General features: G+C 48.0%; 16 protein-coding genes. 12 read left to right on the forward strand and 4 right to left on the reverse strand.

Features of this window, described 5'->3' with window-relative positions:
- Window positions 1-223: 223 nt before the first annotated feature.
- Window positions 224-1,357, reverse strand: coding sequence for a M24 family metallopeptidase (locus O2S87_RS13910; protein WP_475409387.1), 1,134 nt, complete (start codon window positions 1,355-1,357; stop codon window positions 224-226).
- A gap of 287 nt (window positions 1,358-1,644) precedes the next feature.
- Between O2S87_RS13910 and O2S87_RS13915 the strand changes: the two genes are divergently transcribed.
- Together O2S87_RS13915 and O2S87_RS13920 are read left to right on the forward strand one after the other, a co-directional pair.
- Complete coding sequence (locus tag O2S87_RS13915) at window positions 1,645-1,935, forward strand: PadR family transcriptional regulator (protein ID WP_475409401.1); 291 nt, start codon at window positions 1,645-1,647, stop codon at window positions 1,933-1,935.
- Window positions 1,936-1,993: 58 nt separating this feature from the next.
- Complete coding sequence (locus tag O2S87_RS13920) at window positions 1,994-2,860, forward strand: COX15/CtaA family protein (protein ID WP_475409388.1); 867 nt, start codon at window positions 1,994-1,996, stop codon at window positions 2,858-2,860.
- A 12-nt stretch (window positions 2,861-2,872) separates the two neighbouring features.
- Here O2S87_RS13920 and O2S87_RS13925 read toward each other — a convergent pair whose 3' ends face one another.
- Window positions 2,873-3,061, reverse strand: a complete 189-nt coding sequence (locus O2S87_RS13925) for a DUF8106 domain-containing protein (RefSeq protein ID WP_475409389.1) — start codon at window positions 3,059-3,061, stop codon at window positions 2,873-2,875.
- 451 nt (window positions 3,062-3,512) lie between these two features.
- Here O2S87_RS13925 and O2S87_RS13930 point away from each other — a divergent pair, with 451 nt between their 5' ends.
- From O2S87_RS13930 to O2S87_RS13955, 6 genes are all read left to right on the forward strand, one after another.
- The gene (locus tag O2S87_RS13930; protein WP_475409390.1) at window positions 3,513-4,511 is read left to right on the forward strand and encodes a tyrosine-type recombinase/integrase; all 999 of its coding nucleotides are present in this window, start codon (window positions 3,513-3,515) and stop codon (window positions 4,509-4,511) included.
- A gap of 746 nt (window positions 4,512-5,257) precedes the next feature.
- Window positions 5,258-5,977 (forward strand): hypothetical protein, encoded by a 720-nt coding sequence (locus O2S87_RS13935; RefSeq protein ID WP_475409391.1) that lies wholly within the window; start codon window positions 5,258-5,260, stop codon window positions 5,975-5,977.
- A gap of 1 nt (window position 5,978) precedes the next feature.
- Window positions 5,979-7,130, forward strand: coding sequence for a hypothetical protein (locus O2S87_RS13940; RefSeq protein WP_475409392.1), 1,152 nt, complete (start codon window positions 5,979-5,981; stop codon window positions 7,128-7,130).
- A gap of 873 nt (window positions 7,131-8,003) precedes the next feature.
- Window positions 8,004-8,402 carry a ribonuclease HI family protein gene (locus O2S87_RS13945; protein ID WP_475409393.1) on the forward strand — a complete coding sequence of 133 codons (399 nt, stop codon included), beginning with the start codon at window positions 8,004-8,006 and terminating at the stop codon, window positions 8,400-8,402.
- 668 nt (window positions 8,403-9,070) lie between these two features.
- The gene (locus O2S87_RS13950) at window positions 9,071-9,529 is read left to right on the forward strand and encodes a hypothetical protein (protein WP_475409394.1); all 459 of its coding nucleotides are present in this window, start codon (window positions 9,071-9,073) and stop codon (window positions 9,527-9,529) included.
- Between the two features lie 196 nt (window positions 9,530-9,725).
- Window positions 9,726-10,310 carry a hypothetical protein gene (locus O2S87_RS13955; RefSeq protein ID WP_475409402.1) on the forward strand — a complete coding sequence of 195 codons (585 nt, stop codon included), beginning with the start codon at window positions 9,726-9,728 and terminating at the stop codon, window positions 10,308-10,310.
- A 153-nt stretch (window positions 10,311-10,463) separates the two neighbouring features.
- Here O2S87_RS13955 and O2S87_RS13960 read toward each other — a convergent pair whose 3' ends face one another.
- A complete protein-coding gene (locus tag O2S87_RS13960) occupies window positions 10,464-11,216 on the reverse strand; it encodes a hypothetical protein (RefSeq protein WP_475409395.1) in 753 nt (250 codons plus the stop codon).
- Between the two features lie 300 nt (window positions 11,217-11,516).
- On the opposite strand from O2S87_RS13960, the gene O2S87_RS13965 reads away from it, so the two are divergent.
- From O2S87_RS13965 to O2S87_RS13980, 4 genes are all read left to right on the forward strand, one after another.
- Complete coding sequence (locus O2S87_RS13965) at window positions 11,517-15,635, forward strand: Eco57I restriction-modification methylase domain-containing protein (protein WP_475409396.1); 4,119 nt, start codon at window positions 11,517-11,519, stop codon at window positions 15,633-15,635.
- Between the two features lie 146 nt (window positions 15,636-15,781).
- Window positions 15,782-16,324, forward strand: coding sequence for a TATA-box-binding protein (locus tag O2S87_RS13970; protein ID WP_475409397.1), 543 nt, complete (start codon window positions 15,782-15,784; stop codon window positions 16,322-16,324).
- Between the two features lie 52 nt (window positions 16,325-16,376).
- The gene (locus O2S87_RS13975; RefSeq protein ID WP_475409398.1) at window positions 16,377-16,910 is read left to right on the forward strand and encodes a TATA-box-binding protein; all 534 of its coding nucleotides are present in this window, start codon (window positions 16,377-16,379) and stop codon (window positions 16,908-16,910) included.
- On the forward strand, window positions 16,903-19,830 hold the full coding sequence (locus O2S87_RS13980) for a helicase-related protein (RefSeq protein WP_475409399.1): 2,928 nt from the start codon (window positions 16,903-16,905) through the stop codon (window positions 19,828-19,830). The genes O2S87_RS13975 and O2S87_RS13980 overlap by 8 nt, the downstream gene beginning before the upstream one ends.
- Window positions 19,831-20,175: 345 nt before the next feature.
- Here the strand turns inward: O2S87_RS13980 and O2S87_RS13985 are convergent, their stop codons facing one another.
- Window positions 20,176-20,712, reverse strand: a complete 537-nt coding sequence (locus O2S87_RS13985; RefSeq protein ID WP_475409400.1) for an RNase H family protein — start codon at window positions 20,710-20,712, stop codon at window positions 20,176-20,178.
- Window positions 20,713-20,758: the final 46 nt, after the last annotated feature.

A 20,758-nucleotide genomic window follows, 5' to 3' on the forward strand; every position in this document is an offset into this window, starting at 1 on the left:
GCGATCGCTAGGTAGCTGAACTCGATTTTCTTTTCGACAACACTACTGAATCGGTTTGTCAATTTGTGCAGCGGTGTCTTCGGCCGATATCAGGTGTCGGGTGGTGTGGAATTCTTAGACAGGCTCACCAAGGCATACCAAATCATCAGTGTTCTCGTAAAAATAGGTTAGTGATTCCACATATTGTCGGCGGGACGCCGGCAGTTAGTTTAGCATATTTATACTATACTGAGAGCGGTACAGGACGCTGAACTGTGAGGTCGTTGCCGATCGTTGCGACGCTTGAGATTGACCGCGTCGGCCACGAATCGGTCAGCGTCAGCGGCTCGATTTCGTCAGCTGTTACCAACACTGTCCCCTCGCTTTTGGTTCCCTGGACGGTTGGATTCCACGCATAGCCCTGTGGCCCAACGACTCGCGCCGGGTGATCCGGTGTTGCGATCCACTCGCGACCGGCAAAGCCGGCTGCACCGCCCTGGTGGTGGCGTTTCCACTCATCGGAATACCCAACTGTATCGTATGCCTGCTGAATCGAGTCGAACACCGCGCCAGCAGTCGACTCTTCGCGAACAGCCTGCTGTGTGGCCGCCAGTGCGGAGACTTCCACGCGTGCGGCCGCCTCGTGTCGACGGGTGAGCCAGTCGGGCGCATCGAAACAGACGGTGCGCGTAAGACTCGCATACAACCCACCGCGCTGGGCGGTCACTGACACCAGTGCATACGCTCCGAGTGATGCGGTAGTCGGTGTATAATGGCGGTACTGCTGGGCACGCTCGCTGCCACCAACGAGCACGACCGGCGCCGCAATCCCGCGCGATTCGAGTGCGGTTCGAACGTCGACCGCCACCTCCTGTTCACTCTGGGTCGGCGAAAGGCCCCGGCAAACCGATTCGACAGCCGTTGCAGTCTCGTGGCCGAGCATGCGATACCGGTCGACATCCATCGATGACAACGGCTGTCTGAGTATCGAGAGATCGGGCTGAGAGAGCCCTGGAACGTCGAAATCGGCGGCTGCAGGAGTCGGTGATTCGGAAGCGACGGAGTCGGCGAGCGATTCAGTGTACCAGTCGACGGCCGTAATGGTGAACTCGTCGGCTACCACTTCCTGGCGCAGACGCGGTGCTTCGATCGTGTTCGTGACCACACGAAACCCCGTCTCACGATCGTACCCGGCTACTGCAACACCAACTGGTGAGTCCCGGTCGACGACGTTCGACAGTCCGGTCAGCCACCCGAAGTTAGCTGGTCGTCCGAACCAGAGGCCGTTGAGGTCGTGCGTGTCGAGATAGGACTCGATGCGGGCCCGCCGCTCGGCGAGTTCTGATCCGGTACGTTTGTGTGGGCTCCCGGTGGGCATACCCAACGATACAGGCGGAGGCTACTTTAACCCAGACAGATCCGTGTCTGAATGGACGGACTGTGTGAGTTGGAACAGTGGATGCCCGCAGTACAGCGGATTAAGAGGTTGCTACTGCTGGTAGGGAGTGCCTACTCCGGACGAATTCACACCGGATTTCGGGTCGGTAACCGGAGCGATATATAGCGAAATATAGACAGGTACGTGCCTGAGTTTTTCTCGAATTAAACATATTTTCCACCGACTAACAATACAGGGGTACACTGTATGGCAAGTGTATGACGCAGATATTCGAACTGACCGGCTTCCAGCGCGACCTCCTGTACGTAATCGCGGGCTCCGACCGACCGTCGGGACAAACGATTCGACGAGAGATGGAAAAACACGTCGACAACGTCAACCACGGGCGGCTGTATCCGAACCTCGATGCGCTCGTCGAACACTCGCTCGTCGAGAAGGGGAGCCAAGACCAGCGGACCAACTACTATGAACTCACACAGAAAGGTGACGAACTCATCGACAACCGTCGACAGTGGGAACGACAGTACGTTGCCCCGCTGCAGGAAGCTCAGCAGTAGGACGTGCACGCGGCGGCAGGTGGACAGCAATAAATAGCTTCCCGCCGAACTATTCAGTATGACGGGACGCCCCGACTGGCTGAGTTTTCGGCGGTTTACCGCGTTTACGACAGCGCTTACGCTGTCGTTGATCACACTCGGTGTGTACACCGCAGCGACAGGGTCCGGGTTGGCGTGTCAAGCCCAGTGGCCACTGTGTTCGGATCAGCTCGTTCCGACACTCACAATCAACCCAGACTTCATCGAGTGGTTCCACCGCGTCGTCGCGATGATCACCGGTTTCTTTATTCTCGGAACAGCTGGCTGGGCGTGGAACCGTGGCGAGCGGTCGACCAAACTCACTTCGACGCTCGCGGTCGTCCTGCTCCCGTTCCAGATTAGCATCGGTGCGATTACGGTGACCATCGGTGGGCTTGTTCCCGGTGGCTACTCACCGCCGACGCACGCAGCCCACCTCATCGTCGCGTTGAGTATTTTCACGCTGCTCACGCTGACCACCCTGTATGCGTACCGAAATCACCATCGTCGACGGCCAAAGGCTCGGAGTCGACTCGCGTTGGGTGTTGCCCTCGGTGGGCTGCTTGTGAGTGGACTGTTCAGCAATGGTGTTCCCCTCTTGAGCTACTCTCCAGGCGCACAAGCGTGGTTTTACGCCGTTTCGCTGCTCGCGGTGGGTGCGTTGCTCGCAGCAACCTATTGGCTGTCGTCGGTCGATCGACTCGGGACCTGGTTGGCTGGAAGCGCGCTCGCTGTTCTGTTCGTGACGATGCTTCTCGGCCGTGATCTCGTCGCGTACACGCCGACGGTCCAGCGTCTCAACTTCGGTCTGTATCTGCTGACGCTCGGAATCGTCGCCGTCGCCGGGTGGCGACTTCGAAGCGACAACGAGCCAGTGCTATCGGGCCAGTCAACGCGCAGTGATTGAGTAAAAACGTCGCTACTCGTCAGTAAACCGATCGCGGACCGTTACCGTCGTGTTACAGTTCGGACAGAGATAGATATCGCAGTCCGGCTTTCGATGGATGGTCCATGGCCCGTCGGGCGGCCCCTGCTGGTCACACCCACGACAGAAGAGGACCGTCTTCCGTCTGACTGTAGTCTGTTTCGTGGAGGGCAATCCGTTCATACGCGGAGGTTGCAACTCGACGGGCATAACCCTGTTTGCGATGATTGTTACTGAATGTAATGGCATAAAAATTATATTTGGATGGGAAATGAGAAGTAGATACCACTACTGAAGCAACGATTCGCTCAGTGGTGCCACAAGAACGCGGGTTGGACGCAATTTGAACACTCACTCGCGTCAGTCACTCCGTTCGGGACGCTCACTGCGTTTAAAATCGCTGTAGCCGCATTGCTCCTCGCGGAAGTGTTTGGAGCAAAAGCGGGCTGGACGCGATTGCATCCTGCTTCGGTGCCGGGGTGCAGTAGCTCCCGGGACACGAATCAGCAGTTGTTGAGGTTTGCGCAAAGCGCAAACGCACAACATAAACACGCGACCGACGGATTGTACATTGTCCCTGCCGACGAAGGGGATGGTTGCTCACCGACGTCTGGCATCGATCGACCAAACAACCATGCCAGCACTCGAACCACTAGAACCAGAACGAGGCGTAGAGCTATATCTCAAACATCGCAGTGATGATTGTGCTGACTCAACGTTGCGCGCGCACAGGCTCAGACTCAGCCACTTCGTGCGGTGGTGTGACAAAGAAGATATTGTCAATCTCAACGAAATCACCGGACGTCGACTACATGAATACCGTTTGTGGCGCAAGGCTGATGGCGACCTTAATCGAGTTTCGGTTCGGACTCAAATGTCTACTCTCCGAGTGTTCGTCGATTTTTGCGCCAAGATAGACGCAGTAGAGACGGGACTTAGAGATGCTGTCGACGTCCCAGAGCTTGACAAAGGAGAGGCAGCACGATCTGTCCATATCGACAATGATCACGCCCAGCAGATCTTGTCGCGCTTGAAAAAGTACGACTATGCATCACTCCGTCACGTACTCATCCTACTCCTGTGGAAATCGGCGTGCAGAACTGGGTCTGTTCGTTCTATTGATATAAATGACGTCAATATCGAAGAGGGATATATTGAGCTCCATCACCGGCCAGAATCCGGAACACCTCTGAAAAATAAATCAGATGGGGAGAGATACCTCGCGATCAGTGACGAGACAAGTCAGATACTATCGGACTGGATTGATGACCGACGTCCAGAAGTTGAGGATGATTATAATAGAAAACCATTGTTGGCAACCCAATATGGTCGTATTAGCAAAAGTAACCTACGCAAAAACGCCTATTGGGTTACAAGCCCCCAGTTCATCGGTGATGAGTGCCAGTGCGACGTAGCAGAGCACAACTATTCTACGATCCATCGCTGTGAGAACGCTGTCAGTCCACACGGACTCAGGAGAGGCAGCATCACCCACCATCTCCGATCCGATGTACCACGTCCAGTTGTCTCGGAGCGAGCCAACGTGTCAGATGACGTATTGTCAAAACACTACGACGAAACAACGCTCGAAGAGCAGATGGATATGAGGCGAGATCATCTCAACAACATCTGAAAATCAGGTTAAAATAGACCGAAATTTTCGCGAGAGGTGTACCCCTATATGGGTTCCACCTCATTTGCTCTCATTTAAAAAAACGGGTCCACCATGGGTTTGTTTCCCCATTTCGTCATATTGAGCACAAAAGGGAGGTATCCCTGATAGAGGTATGAAAGCCAAATTGATCCGGTTAATAGTGACAAGAGATTTGAACTACATCAGAGTCAAACTGATGTGAGGTACAGATGGAGGTAGCAAACTGAACAATATCACACCAATTGTTCAGATACAACATACTAGAATCCAAGATGGTATCTGAACGGGTAGTTTGAACGGTCATTATTACCACGTTGGGGGGTGTACTATCAGTCCCATCTAAACCTTCAAATAGTGACGATCTTCACCCATCAACACTGTATGGATACAATATTCTCTGTACAATCCTATTTCGCTAAATCATAGTGTATGGTGTTTTGTAGATGAAAATTGAACATTATCTGTCGAATTACGCTGAGTGTAATCTCTATGGGCATATTTCGAAACCGATATGTTGCATAGCCACAAATGGGAATTTGTAGTCGGCCTAACGCGGGCCCTATCGTCGCACGAATCGCTCACAACCACCCAGAAAACGGGCAGTACGAATCTAACCAAACTGCGATGTCTGCAGTGGCCATCGTTATGATCGGTTAGTAGCAGTCATGCATTGCGCTGCTTAGCCCTGGCAGTATGGTTGGTGGAGAGCACCGTGCGACGCAAATATGACAACAAAAAAGCAAAGCAACCCGTTTGCACAGAATCAATCAGTATCAGCTCTCCGACCTTCGTTGCTCACCGCATATAGTCAGGAAAACGGCTGTGTCGCTGTCTGGGCTGATTTTGAAGACTCTCCTCAGCGATCAAATATAGATGGAGTCAAACAAACATCGTACCGCCACTCTGAGGGTCAAGTCGTTTCAGGCCCATTGAGCTCAAAAACATCCTTCAGCGTCGACCATGTTGGTGTCAACCTATCACAACGGCGCAAGCAACTCCTCGAGCGACTCTGGCGACTGGATCAGGGCCTCGATATTGATCCAAGTAATCCATTGTTCGGTGTAGAGGCAGGCTACTATGCCGATAGTGCTGTCGACATAGAGACGACAACTAGTCATGATCTGTTCAAATACGGTAGAGCAGACGCCTGTATTCAGCATTTGGATCTACCACCACTGGTCCAACGCAGAGTGCTCTATTTGATCAGCGTTCGAGGTACCAAGAGCTTCAACCATTTTGGGGGCGTCGAAGGTGCAATCATTGGATACATCATCCAAAGCCTCGCTGAGTACCACAAGATGTCTGATGTGAGGGGCATCAAAGATATCCATTGGTGGCCATCAATCAGAGAGCTTGCAGATAAGTTCGGAATCATCGGTGCTACCGGTCGAAAGTTTCGACAACTAATTGAGTACGTCCAGAGGCGTCATGAGGGGTCGGCATAGTATGCCAGAGAATAATCGTTGCGACGTGGGTGGGGAGAGAATATGGAACAAAGAGTCAATTCCGACCGATCTCAAAGAGCAAGATCAGTGGTTAGTGGCAAAAATAACAGAAAGTGAAAAACCTCCACTATATCCAAGGTCACCAACTGACATAGACCGTGGTCTCTCGTTTGGCGATATAGTTCGGATCATGGAGGATCCGGATCTCGGCTTCATCAATACCAATAGGGTGAGCGAAGATGATCAGATCGTAATTGGGTTCATGCTTGCTCCCAACGACGACTACTTTTTCCTTGATTGGGACGATGTCCGCGATCCTAACGTAGGAGACGAATCCATCCCTCAATCAGTAATCAGGTGGGTCAAAGAGATCGGTGGATACACCGAAGTTTCCCCATCTGGAACAGGCCTAAAAACTATCTGTCGGAGTGACAGCGAAATGCAGTCACTCATTGAACTAAATAGTGCTGGCAAGATCTTTCTTGACCATCCGCCAGTCGGTATGCTTGAAAATAAACCTCATATTGATGTGTATCTCGGAGGTCAATATACAACAGTAACCGGTGATGTTCTCTCCAATTTGCGTGATAATGATGAATATAACGAACTCTCAGACGGAGGTTCAGCACTCTCCAAGATCGCAAAAGAGACCCTATCATCTCCTACTTCTAGTCTAGATGAATCATCTAAAACATCTTCAGGAGACAAGAGCAGCCTCGCAAATATAGGTGTCCAATCTGTTCGCCAGTGGCAACATAGGAAAAACAAAAATGCGGACGACGGTTCAAAGTCCACCGTTGGAAAGTGGATTGAGACAGATGACCCTACTATCGAACAAATAAGAGCAACTGGCTTTGAGTGCGAAGACAAATTCAGTCAGTTGTGGCGTGGTAATATCTCTGGATATTCCACTGTCAGCGAGGCAGACCATGCTCTCGTCTCGAGACTCTGGTACTATGCTGACGATCAATCGCTTGTTGACCAGGCATTCCGTGCATCTAAATTGTACCGTATCCGTATCCGTCGACCTAGTTTGTCTGACTGGGATAAATCATATCCCAAATGGGATGAAGATACATACAGACGAAGCACGCTAAAATCGGCAAGCGATAATGACCGCCACAAAGGGCACTACCTCAACCCATCTAACTAACTGACTCAATTAACAGACGGTTCAAATTCTTATTTTACCCACTTACCAATCCGAAATATTACTATTAATCTGGCCTACCACGAGGTACGAATTATTTGAATCGACTTGCAATACGATACCATCTTCATTTCGATACACCCAACCTAAACCCAGCGAACGTAATGTCTGCTCGAATTGATCTGCACTGAACCCGGAAATCTGCTTTTTATGAAACTCCCCATCTAGCATGTATGGACATGTGACAAATACAGTGGATTTGGGTGATTCTGAAATTGTTCGACTGTCATTGTGATATTGGTATGTGGAGAGCTGACCAGCGAACTCTCGCTGAATGTCCGGTATACCAGTGTCTCTTCGATCTACTACTTCCTGATTTGGGTGACGGTACGCATCGCCCATCTTGCACTCGATATATGCTGGTCTTGTTGGTGGGGTCACGACTTTTTGTCGGTGAGGATGAGATAGGTCAAAATCCATTTGATGAGACAATGTTATGTCTGGATTGTGGCTATTATCGTGCTCCCAAGGAGAATCGTGCTTAGTTTTGAGGATATATCGATCTGCAGAATTTGATTCCTGTTCACGCCATTTCCGTTTACCCCGTTGAACTACTGAATCATGTAGATAATTGCTCAACCACTTCGAAAATTTGGGCTCGGATTCAAACCAACATTGCATATTGAGACTACATTGTTCATACAATATAAAAACCCCACCATTTTTATTAGATTGTTTTCTTTCACGCCCTAATTCGTTAACCATTAGGATATATTGCCCCTCTAACCTACATTCTTCAATAAAATGCCCCTGTAGGTTAGCTCAGCAAATCGAAATCCTAATTGGTGTTAACTCATCGATAATAATCTATAATAAATGGCTGAGACTGTAATCAAGTTTGACGGTGGTGCGCGACCAAATCCCGGTCCATCCGCAATTGGATACATCGTTGAAACCGATGAGTGGACAAAATCCGGTAGCGAGTATATCGGTGAATCGACGAACAACAAGGCAGAGTACCACGCACTGATCAAAGGATTAGAGACAGCACTCGATAACGGCTCGACGAATGTATTAGCTAAAGGAGATTCGCAGCTGGTCGTGAACCAGGTACGGAATAATTGGGATGTTAACGAAGAATCCCTTCGCCCTCTTTGTGATCGGGCACAAGAATTGGCAGGTGAATTCGAGCAATTCGACATCAAACAGGTAGATCGAGACCAAAACCAAGCTGCTGATGGGCTGGTCGACAAGGCGTTTTCAGATCTGAATTGATTGTAAACCTCTGTCGTCATAGAGTATAGCGACTGTATCAACCGACCCTGAATTCACTAATGTGCTAATAGAGGCTATCTAAAGCTTGATTCCGTCGAAGGTATAGTATAGTGTAGGGGTTAGTGGTGACAGATGAATCTGTTACTACAAAGTGTAGCTATGTCGTCGTAACAATCTGTTCTTCTGTTTCTGTAGTCAGTCTCAACACCTTGGTAGTCTTCTTCAATTTGGCTCTGATTCATTAGTTGAACCGTCATGCTATTGCTTAGATGGATTGGCTTGTTCCCCCCCAACCCCCGTGGCAATCACCTCCAGTTCAACCGGACAAATTGTAGCGTTGAGTGGTATACAAGTTGTAAGGTCGATCAAGAGGTTCCGACCTGACTAACTTATCCGTGCGCGACACGCGCCACCTATTTCGTTTACACTGAATCAATCTGTTTGATGTTGGAGAATTCGAACAGTGACCGATACAGAGTGTGCATGCAGCAGGTCTTGACTTCATATAGCTCTCTTGGGATATCCAATGTTAATCATGGCAGTGATATGATGTGTAAGAGTTATGGTTGAGACTCGAAGCAAAACTTCCTAACATCATTACTCAGAACAATATCGACCCCTCGTTAGCAGCGTCCGAGGTTTTAATCTACTACCGATTAAAATCTGATATGATGGTAGGAAAAATAATGTTTGACTCGAATATGTTTGATGAGATAGTTGATGGGAATATCACACAGTCTGAATTGGATTCATTCGATGCGTCTTACTACGCCACTCCAGTCCAACAACAGGAGTTAGAGAACGCATCGGGACAGCGTGGAAAGAATCTATTGAATACCTTCCAGTCAGTAACTGAGGAGATGAAAGACTCGGTCTTTGCATTCGACACCCAAGGTGCTGGTTGGGGTGATGGTGCATGGGCGTCAGAGAACCAATTAAAGATTAGTGAAAGCATCGAACGAGAACACGCCTCTGGCGAGAAGGAGGACGTGAATATTGCGACAGTCGCTGTAAGCAATGACCTGACGTTGGTCACGGCAGACAAACGACTCCAGAACGCGTTAGACCGGACGTATCCCAACTCATTCCTGACACGTGATGAGTTCGTAAGTAAGCTCAGTTCGTAGTGTAACGCTCGAAGATGCTGATGATGTACCGTTATTTCCTGCTTCTAGAGACGTTCCAGACCCGATCCTCAATGATGATGAGTCGGTTCCAACTTGATCGTTCGCTGCCGAACGTTATAGGCGTAAACTCCGAGTAGGGAGCCTTCACTGTCCTCGATTTGGCCACCATTGGGCGAAAAGAACACGTGCGAAGCTACTGCGAGCAGACGAATGCATGCGTGAGTGGGTAGATACGACAGTGTTGTTGACATACACAGGAGAAGCGTTCTTGGAGGGTGCATCACGTCCAATGCCTCCAGTATCGTTCACAAATGCTCTCACTATGTCCCGACCAGCTCGCAGAAAGGAGATGTGTACTCTGTTCGATGAGATTGGTGGTCGGTGGGTGAGTATCCGTGTTGTCGGTTCCCACAAATCTGGGTACCCACACGAACATGTCCTCATCGGGACCGAATCAGAAGTTTGTGTCGACGACTTTGAACCAGTTGTGAATGCTCACCGGGAGGAGTCACCGATCGCTGGTGAGGGTCAACATGAGACTGAAGCAATCAGGGTCGAACAATCGCCGAACAAGGAAGAAATGACTAATGGAACCCGGTACATCGAAACCAACGTTCCTGGAGTTACGGCCCTACTCAAAGCTGAGGAGTTGGGTCAGACGTCGAACGGAGTTCTTGACGAACCGGAGCATATGGTGCGAACAAGCACTGTGCTTGAGGCTACTGGGACCCGTGCCTTTCGAATTGACTCGTCAAACGACGTGGAGAAGACATGGCACTGATAAGAAAGGAACTTTATATGCCATACAGAGGCTCTGTGGCGCTATGAAAAAGGAGTCTAGTGAATGGGTGATTGGGTAAGGTAACAATAGAGCCATTTAGAGTGGATCATAGAATGAGTTCCGTGGCATTCTCTGTGTACCATCGTTGATCAATCAGTTGGACAGGGGCCTTCCTCTCCCAGAACCGACATCGTTGTATAATTCTGATCTCAGCACGGGAGCATTGACATACTCCTCCGTTATCTCTTCAACAGTACTATGGAACCACTTGTCCGCTTTTGGGGCAGTATACACCCTTTCGATTAAGTCATCTAATGAGGTGGTGACTGGGAGGCCAGCGTCAGTAATCGGTTTCTCGTAAGGGTGGTAAGGCTCAGGTCTCCATTTTTTGTGTCGAAGAACAACGCGAAACTCCCTCTCGTGCTGGAAACACTTTCTCTTATGCAGGGAAGGTGCAATGACTGGACTTGGTGGAACAACATCGTTATCCCAGTCAATATAATTCACTCTCGCAAAAAACAGATCATGATCTGTCGTGAGCGCAGCCCGAAGATCGTCTACTGTGGATTGGATAGCAACGCCCGTGTCGCTGCTCAAGTAGAGCTTCCACATCCCATCTGACTGGACGGGATTACGGTGCCAACAACTAGCATACACCCACTGCTGAATGTCTTCAAATTCCTGTGTAAGGATTTCGTTATTTTTACTTAATGCTTCAAGAGTCTTTGCCGAGGGCATCCCCTCATATGGGTCATCAAATTGATCTACTCTGCTGAACCAAGTCTTACCCGTCGTGAGGAGATTCACATACTGAGAGAAGTTGATGTACCTCCAGACGGTATCAGTCCCGTCGGCCTGTTTGAACCAGTCCTTCTCGGAGTAATCATTGTGTCGTGAGTCACTCATTTTCTAAATACATAATCTAACCTCAACTAACATTTGTGGATGCTCCTGAGCAATATTATACTTCCCAATCAAGCCATCCACAATTCAGTCAGTATAACCCGTTTTACTTGTTTCCGGATCTCGGTTGGATTGTCTTGCTATTTTTCAGACGAATTGGATTGTTTTCCCCCGTGGCAATCACCTCCAGTTCAACCCAAAGAGGTCGAGTGCTGGATTACTGGACTACGATTCGTTCACCTGTGTGTCAAGTTTTATCAACAAGGGGCGTTACTGGTCGGTATCCGATAGAGCCTCCCTAATATGTCAACCCAAACTACTCTGAACTACCGTACAAATCGCGACTTGTTCTCAAATTACCATCTTGAAGAGCATCTCCCTGAAACAGAGGCGTGGAACCAAGTCGACGATGAAGAGCTCCAAGCAGCGTACGACGAGATCAAGCAGCTCTGGGAACGCGAAAAGGACACCGCTCCACAGCGGAACGAATCCCAGCTTGAGGAGAAGTTCATTCGACCGATGTTCCGGAAGTTGGGTATTCCATTCGAGGTCGAAGAGAGCACAGAAGGAACACAGCGTCGACCCGACTACGGATTTTTCCGAACTGAAGAAGATGGTGTCGACGCATTCCAGCGTCGCGAAGAGGGCGGTAATTTCTACAAGAACGCAATTGCAGTCGCCGACGCCAAACGCTGGGGTCGAAAGCTAGACACGCGAGGGAAGAAAAAACGTGATTACGAGAACCCGAGCCACCAAATCGACCAGTACTTACGCTTCACGTCGACGACCTGGGGTGTCCTCACCAACGGCCAGAAGTGGCGTCTGTACTACAAGCCAACGAGCCACCGACTGGACTCCTACTACGAGATCGACCTTCCAACAGTTCTTGAACAAGGCGAACTTGAAGACTTCAAGTACTTCTATCTCTTTTTCCGTCACGACGCTTTCGTCCCAGATGCATCTGGTGACGCATTCCTTGATGACGTCTACGAGGAGTCCAACGTATTTGCCCAAGAGTTAGGAGAGGATCTCCAGGACAACATCTACGAGGCGATCAAAATCCTCGCAGAAGGGTATCTCCAGTATCCAGAAAACGATCTTGATGAAGAGAGTCTTGAGCTAATTCACGACAGCTCCCTCATCTACCTCTACCGAATCATCTTCGTTCTCTATGCGGAAGCAGAAGGTCGCGACCTACTGGACACCAATAACGAAATATACGAGTCACAATACAGTCTCAACCAACTGAAACAGGAGGTTGCCGACGAGCTTGATAATGCCGATCCAAAGTATCGTGATTGGCAGAGCAATCTTCAATCTCGTTTGGATGAGCTCTTCATGCTCATCGACCAAGGTAGCAAGTCGCGGGGGATCCCCGAGAAAGATCTGTACATTCCTGCTTACAACGGTGGACTGTTTCGAACCAACCCCGATGAGTCAGGGAGTGAGGAGGCACGGTTCCTCGCGAACAACACAGTCGGTGATGAACATCTTGCTCGTGTTATTGAACTCCTCACGCGAAGCGAGGGTACCAACGGTGGCGGGAAAATATTCGTCGACTATTCTTCGCTTGATGTCCGCCACCTTGGGAGTATCTACGAAGGTCTGCTTGAGTACCAGCTCAATATTGCTGACGCTCCATTGGCGCTCGATGACGGAGAATACGTAGTAGCAGACGGAAGCAGCGAAGTCTTCATAGAACGCGATGATGTGTACCTCACGACAGACAGTGGGGAGCGAAAATCTACTGGCTCATATTACACACCAGAGTACGTCGTTGAGTACATTGTCGAGGAAACACTTCGTCGGCCAGTAGACGAGATCAGAAAGGACGTCGTGATGGATGAAGATTTCCAGGATGGAGGATACGCAGAGGAGTTTGCCAAGCGTGTATTCAATCTGAATATCCTCGATCCAGCTATGGGGAGTGGTCACTTCTTAACCAGTGTCGTAGACTACCTCGCTCGGGTAATCATCACTGAGCAAAATCGGGAAGCAGAGGATAAAGATGGAGATGTTATCAATGATGAGCACGACATTAACTGGGCCAGACGCAAGGTCGCACAACGGTCTATTTATGGCGTCGATATTAACCCACTTGCAACAGAGCTTGCAAAGGTATCCCTATGGCTCCGAACGCTAGCTGCTGAACAACCACTTGCATTCCTTGACCACCATCTCAAAACAGGCAACTCGCTTGTCGGAAGTGATATACAGGATGTGTTATCCGACGGCGATGATGATACCACAGGGGACGGCCAACTAACGCTTCAGCAGTCGTTTGAGCACACGCGCCAGCGTGCAATGGAACACGTTACTGATCGCTTCCAAGACTTGCTCAATATCGATAACGAGACACTGGAAGATGCGAAGGAGATGGAGCAGGTCTACGACGATGTACGCGATGACACCCTGTACAAGAAGCTCCTTGCAATGGCCAACGTCCACACCGCCGACATGCTCGGCCTTGGTATTCCCAGTGATGCCGATGAGCGGATGGCCAATGCGCTCCAGAGTGACGCTTGGGAGAAAATAGAACAGCAAGACTGGTTCAAGAGTGCGCAAGTGATGGCCGAAGACGAACGCTTCTTCCATTGGGAATTGGAGTTCCCAATTGCGTTCTACGATCGAGATGGTATGCGGAAGGCGGATGCCGGCTTTGATGCAATAATCGGAAACCCTCCGTATGGCAAAAAGATGTCCAACGTAAAAAAGAACTATTTTGATCTAAAGTTCCGTCATCAGGAATATCAACTAGATAGATACCTATTATTCATCGAAAAATGTATAAACATATCAACATATTCTTGCAAAATTGGGTTAATTATACCAAATACTTGGTTAACTAATTTAAAATTTGGTAAAATAAGGAATTTAATATTTGACCAAACTTCCATCCATTCTGTTGTAGGTTATGAACAAACGGTGTTTGAAGATGCTACGGTGGAAACTATTTCTTTGGTATTCTCAAATAGAAAACCTATAAATAATGTTATTAACATCGAGAAAAAGATATATGATAAAACCCTATCACAATCTCAAATTAAGCAGGAATTGCTTCAAGACGAGGATGGTAATTCGATAAATATCTTTGCTGGAGTAGAAATACTCAATATTAAAGAAAGATTTAAAAATAATCCAGAATTTGAGGACATATGTCATATATACAACGGTACTAAACCTTTTGAAAAGGGAAAAGGTGATCCTCCACAGACAAGAGAAATCGTAGATGAAAAACCATATGTTTCAGATAAAAAAGAAGATGACTCGTTTAGACCTTTACTTAGAGGTAGTTTAATTGAAAGATATTTAATAAAATGGGATTCCGATTATTGGATTAGTTATGGCGATTGGTTGGCTGCCCCGAGGGATGCTGAAGCGTTTGATGCGGATGAAAAAATAGTAATCCGCCAGACTGGTGACTCACTGATTGCTGCACTAGACAATAGGCAGTTTATTGCAAGAGATAATCTTCACATGCTGATTCCATCAAAACAAAAGTATAATGCTTCATTTATATTGGCTATTATAAACTCAAAATTTGTAAACTGGTACTATCAAGAGATAATTAATCCAGAAAAAGGGGAAGCTCTTGCTCAAGTTAAAAAGGGCCATGTTGCTCGTCTACCGATCCCGACACTAAATGCCAATTATATAGGTGAAGAGCTTACATTTGAATCAGAAGACCGATCGCCAACAAATATAAGCGATTGTGAGGATATATTGGATGAAGATATATTCACAGGAAGCAGTTCGCAACAAAGCTACGACCAAACTATATTGTTATCAAAATCATTGAATATATTGAAAAAGGACCGTAGCAGTATCAATTTGAGTTTGATGGATTATCTTGGTCAATTCGAGGACGGTCCAAAATTATCAGAATTAAATTATATTCCTGCGGAAAATGTAGCAGACTCAATCGTGACTGAAACTACTGAATCAAAAAACAAACTACGAATAAGTGATCTAAAAATTAAAAGAAACGATAATAATATCAAATTGCTAATTTCGGCGAGATATAAGCCTGATGAAGAGGCCAACGAAGAGACTGACCAGTGGGGATACACGGAGACAGAATATCATGAGGCAATTGCCTTTACAAATCTGTCCGAAAATGAAGCTAAACTAATTACGGCTTTCGTTCCCGTTGCAGTCGACAAAGCGGGAGGATTTTACGGCTTCCGTGAAAATGCAACAAAAACGAATTCTCTCCTTGATCGATTAAAAGCTATAACCTTACCCAACCCTGACGATGTTGCAGAGGAATTAGAACGCTATATCGAAGTAGAAAGACGCGCTATGGAGCTTGATGAAAAAATTGAGCGAGCTGAGAATCTTATTAATAATCTTGTTTATGAATTATACTCTCTCACTGACGAAGAGATTGAAACAGTTGAGACCATACTCAAAAACGATTAATTTCGACATGTAACATCAAGTATGTGCTCTAATCAAGATAACCACGACAGTTTGAAGCTATACAATTCGTGTGAAGAAAAGCATATTACATCCAAAGAGGCATATGTATTGTCTGCTGCGAGTATAAATCCAGACAAAATCTAAAAATGGTCAATATTGTTAACGCCGTTGGATCAGGAAATCTACATTTAGAATTGGATCTTGAGCACCTTGGTGCGGACCTAAACGTCCCACATACTGAGTATGATCCAGAAAATTATCATGGTCTCTACGTCCGATTTGAGGAAGGCGGTCCATTGGTAACTGTTTATAGAAGTGGCAAATATATTATTGTGGGCAGTTCAAGTCTAAATGAACTCAATGAAATCAATAATCTATTTCTTAAGCGTGTTTCTGAATTAGAAGGAATTAACATCCCCGATAACACTGAATTTTCTATTCGGAATATTGTCAGTACCGCTGAAATAGGAAAAGAACTCGATTTAAGTGCGCTCGCGATTGGTCTCGGGCTTGAATTAGTTGAGTTTGAGCCAGAGCAATTCCCAGGACTTGTTTATCGACCACCAGAGTATTCTATTGTCTTTTTGATATTCTCCAGTGGTAAAGTCGTTATTACAGGTGCAACAGACACTGATATTGCAATAAACGGATTTGAGGACCTCCAATCTAAGATAAGTGACATAATATGAATACAATTCTATTTCAATAATGTGCAATACTAAGGGGATATAACAACATCCAATGAATAAATTAAAAGTTGTTAGTACTGTTGCAACAGGAAAGATTGATCGAGAATTTGATTTAGAAACAGTTGCAGCTGATATAAATCCATATTCACACAACTATTCAGAAAGCAAGCCTTCTGGTCTACATATGAAATTTTATAAAGATGGTCCAACCATTACACTTCATAGAAGTGGTTCCTTTAATATCCGAGGTGCATCTTGCAAACAGGAAGCATATAAAAATAAGTCTTTGTTAGAAGAAAAAATAGCTCGTTTGGGTATAAATGGGTCTATATCCGACTTTCAGATCACAAATGTTGTTTTTACTTCGGACTTAGAGGAGGATGTGGACTTAAATAAGTTGAGTATAAAATTAGGCCTAGAAAAAATCGAATATGAACCAGAACAGTTTCCGGGATTAATATTTCGGTCAGACCCGGGTGTTATTTTGGTTTTTTCAACTGGGAAGTTGGTTCTCACAGGATTCACTGGCATCGAAGAAGCGAAACAAGCACTCAACAAATTATTGGCCAAAATAACAGATGTTTGAATATGAAGTCGGTGACCGTGTAATGTTCGCTGGCGGACAGGGTGAGATCACGAAAGTCGAGAAACGACAAAACGGGAGCCACCTACTTCATGTATATACCAACGAAGGTAGGCTACAGAAGCTTCCGAGTGGACTTCCACATATCGAAAGGGTCGACTCTATTGTCGACCGTCTCACAGCCAAACAGATCGACGATCCAGTCCATCACGACCTTCGTGAGCGTGCTACCCGACTTGATCTCGCGTACCGATATGACCGCTTCCTCTCGCTGACGAACAACCGGATTGAGATCGAGCCCTACCAGGTCAAGGCTGCCTACGAAATCCTAAATTCGTATGACCATCGATACCTCATCGGCGACGAGGTCGGCCTCGGGAAGACCATCGAAGCAGGCATTGTTACAGAAGAGCTCATCGCTCGTGGTCGAGCTAAACGTGTCTTGATTGTCGCACCGGCACCTCTTACAGTTCAGTGGCAACAGGAGATGCGTGAGAAGTTCGACCGCAACTTCGTCATCTACGATCGCGATACGGTCAGAACACATCGCAAATCGCACCCAAACCAGAACGTTTGGCTCCAAGAAGACCTCATCATCACTTCAGTCGACTTTGCGAAGCAGGATGATGTGCTTGAGGCACTAAGAAATCTCGAAGAGGAATGGGACCTCGCCATATTCGACGAGGCGCACCACCTTACTGCTCGCCGATCGAGTGACGATTCGGTTGAGCGAACCCAACGCTACAAAGTTGGTGAGGCAGTCGCACACAACTCGGATGCGCTTTTGTTAATGACTGGCACGCCACACAAAGGGAAATCTGACCAATTCTACTTCTTGACCGACCTGTTGGACCCCTACCGATTCAGTCACGAATCCAAGATTGAGCCCGAGGCGCTTGAGGATCTAATGATCCGTAGGCTCAAGGATGACATGTATAAGACTGATGGGACTCGGATGTTCCCGGAAAAAAATATCGAAGCGCTCGGTGTTGAATTGTCTCCAGCTGAGCGCAAACTGTACGATGGCGTCACCGAGTACACTCGAGAATATTACAACCTTGCTCAGCAGGAGGAAAACCAGGCAGTCGGCTTCACCATGGTCATCTATCAGAAGCGACTGGTCTCGAGCATCCATGCCATCCGGAAATCGCTTGAAAATCGGATGCACGCAATCCAGAGCGACGCGGTCGATGAGGAACTTCCAGATGAGATCCAACAACTCATCCCACGCTATACCACCGAGCCAGAAACGCTGACCGACGACGAGAGAACACGGGTGGAAGAAGAGCTCGAGACGGTCACACTTACCTTGAACCAGTCGCAGATTCAAGCCGAACTCAACCGGGTTAGAGAGCTCTGGCAACAGGCAAAGAGTATCGAAACGGACTCGAAAGCCCAACTGCTCAAACAGTTTGTCGATCGAATACTGCGAGACGATCCGGACGAAAAGATACTCATCTTCACCGAGTACACAGATACGCTCGAGTACCTCCGTGACCAGATCTTTGCTGGCTACGATACCGCCCAAATTTACGGCGACCTTGACCAGGCTCAACGACGCCACGAAATGGCACGGTTCGAAGATGATGCAAATCTACTGCTCGCAACCGACGCAGCACAGGAGGGGCTCAACCTCCAGTTCGCCCACATTATGGTCAACTACGACCTCCCCTGGAATCCAATTCGGATCGACCAGCGGATGGGACGGCTCCACCGTTATGGGCAGGAGCACACAGTAGAGATCCGGAACCTCTTCTTCAAGGACACTCGTGAGAGTGAGATACTCGCTCTTCTTCTCGAAAAGACCGACAAAATCGAGAAAGACCTTGGAATGCGATCCGATGTCCTTGGTCAGGTACTCGAAGATGTCGACCTCGATAAGACAATTATGACTGCGATCGCAGAAGATCAGTCGACAGACGAGGTTATTGCCGACATAGAGCAGACAGTAGCAGAGCGGAAAGAAGCACTTGAGACGGTCGAAAATGAGCTACTCATTCGTGATAGGTTCGATCTCTCCGACGAAGACGAGGAGATCTTGGACGTGATCGATCGGAGCCAACACGGCGATGTTGGTGAAGACGATATCGAGATTCTTGTCCGTGAGTTCTTCGACGAGTTCGGGGGCGACATTCGAGGCGTTCGACCGGGACCCGCTCGGTCCGAAGGTGACATCTTCCAGCTGGAGGTGCCAGGTGTGCTCTCTGGAGGCCAAGTTTCCAAGCAATACGAGCAGGCCACGTTCACTCGGAAGGTGGCTCGCGAGCAGGATGACGTCGACTTCATTGCATTGGACCACCCGCTTGTCCAATCGCTTATCGACTTCTGCCTCGAATCGGATCGGATCAGGGGTGATATTGCTGCCAAGGTCGCAGCCGACGAGGAGTCCGCACCAGGCATTTGCTTCACATACCGCCTCGGATATGTCTCGGGTGCAGGGGACGCCGTCACGGAGAAGCTAGCCCGGTTGTACGTCACTACAGACAGTGACGTGACTAACGAGATACCAGAGTACAGCGATACGTTGTCACCGAGTGAGATCGGCCAATCACAAGAGCTTGATCAGCTGGCAAGGATCGCTGAAGAGCTCCACAGTGTTGCCGATATGAGGGCATGGGACGAGGTTGAATTATTCGCTAAAGAAGCTCGCGAAGAGCGTGAACGCGAAGTCAAGATCAAGCGTGACCACGCTGAGCGACATTTCCAAGAACAGATAGAGACCTGGGAAGAACGACTGGAACAGTACCGAGCCCAAGATGGGCCAGACAAGGACATGTCAGCACCGATCGGGAATGCCAAACAAGAACTAGACTCGCTCCGTCGCAAACGTGAAGCTGAACTCTCTCGATTAGAGGAAGAGCGACATGTGACCCCGGAAGAACCGGAACTTGTGACGGCCACATATGTTATCTCTGACATCTGAGACCCGACTGATTGGACGAAACTTAGTGCCATACTAAACTCAAACACCACGTAGAGCGATTCTATGTCTTGATTCCGCCCAAGGTATAGTATTGTGAAGGGAATTGTTCTGGTACTACTAATCAGGATACGACTATAGGATCTGCTGATAGTGATTAGCGACTTCGCTTAATTTTCTACTACGGACTCTGAGGGTATCCCCAGTTGCTTCTATTTGATTCATTCACCCACTGGTTAGATGACGTTGCTTGTTCCCCCCCCACCCCGTGGCAATCACCTCCGGTTCAATCGGACAAATTGTGGCGTTGAGTGGTGTGTGGGTTACACGGCCGATCTACAAAGTCGTTTACTCAAGCGGTTCCTCTGCGAGGTCATCAACGCGGTCAATCCGATTCCCGGTAGACTCTGAGACCCGTTCCGCTTGCCAACTGTCAAAAGAACCCAATTCAGTCATACATATGTCGTATAGTTCTTTCATTTTCTTTGCACTATACGATCCTGCGATTTGTTCGACGAGTAGTTGACTATCGGTTTGGATATGAAGTGTCACTTGATTTGCGTCAAACCTATTTTTGATGTCTCGGACGCCATTGATCACTGCTTCGTATTCGGCACGGTTGTTCGTGAATTGATCGCCTTGGCCGATGTACTTCGACTCTTCTACGATTACTTCGCCATCCTTCTCAATCAGATATCCGATCGCTGCTTCCCGAATCTCGCTATTTTGATTATTCTGACAAGCGCCATCTGCTGCTAGTATGATTTTGTTTTGACTACTCATACAATTGGATGATTCGTGGAAGTCGACTAGCACTACTTCTGGGGTTAATCCGGCAAGCTGATTGCCACGGCTGAAGAAAGAGAGCAATGAAAGAACTTGCACACGACCACGGAGATGCCGCAGGGTTTCTCAGAAGGTATCAAGCGTG

This window comes from Halohasta sp. A2, assembly GCF_056175805.1.

Excerpts from the sequence above, each read along its gene's own strand:
- O2S87_RS13910 (WP_475409387.1), bottom strand. The coding sequence starts at position 1,357 with ATGCCCACCGGGAGCCCACACAAACGTACCGGATCAGAACTCGCCGAG.
- O2S87_RS13920 (WP_475409388.1), top strand. The coding sequence starts at position 1,994 with ATGACGGGACGCCCCGACTGGCTGAGTTTTCGGCGGTTTACCGCGTTT.
- O2S87_RS13925 (WP_475409389.1), bottom strand. The coding sequence starts at position 3,061 with ATGAACGGATTGCCCTCCACGAAACAGACTACAGTCAGACGGAAGACG.
- O2S87_RS13930 (WP_475409390.1), top strand. The coding sequence starts at position 3,513 with ATGCCAGCACTCGAACCACTAGAACCAGAACGAGGCGTAGAGCTATAT.
- O2S87_RS13935 (WP_475409391.1), top strand. The coding sequence starts at position 5,258 with ATGACAACAAAAAAGCAAAGCAACCCGTTTGCACAGAATCAATCAGTA.
- O2S87_RS13940 (WP_475409392.1), top strand. The coding sequence starts at position 5,979 with ATGCCAGAGAATAATCGTTGCGACGTGGGTGGGGAGAGAATATGGAAC.
- O2S87_RS13945 (WP_475409393.1), top strand. The coding sequence starts at position 8,004 with ATGGCTGAGACTGTAATCAAGTTTGACGGTGGTGCGCGACCAAATCCC.
- O2S87_RS13950 (WP_475409394.1), top strand. The coding sequence starts at position 9,071 with ATGATGGTAGGAAAAATAATGTTTGACTCGAATATGTTTGATGAGATA.
- O2S87_RS13960 (WP_475409395.1), bottom strand. The coding sequence starts at position 11,216 with ATGAGTGACTCACGACACAATGATTACTCCGAGAAGGACTGGTTCAAA.
- O2S87_RS13965 (WP_475409396.1), top strand. The coding sequence starts at position 11,517 with ATGTCAACCCAAACTACTCTGAACTACCGTACAAATCGCGACTTGTTC.
- O2S87_RS13970 (WP_475409397.1), top strand. The coding sequence starts at position 15,782 with ATGGTCAATATTGTTAACGCCGTTGGATCAGGAAATCTACATTTAGAA.
- O2S87_RS13975 (WP_475409398.1), top strand. The coding sequence starts at position 16,377 with ATGAATAAATTAAAAGTTGTTAGTACTGTTGCAACAGGAAAGATTGAT.
- O2S87_RS13980 (WP_475409399.1), top strand. The coding sequence starts at position 16,903 with ATGTTTGAATATGAAGTCGGTGACCGTGTAATGTTCGCTGGCGGACAG.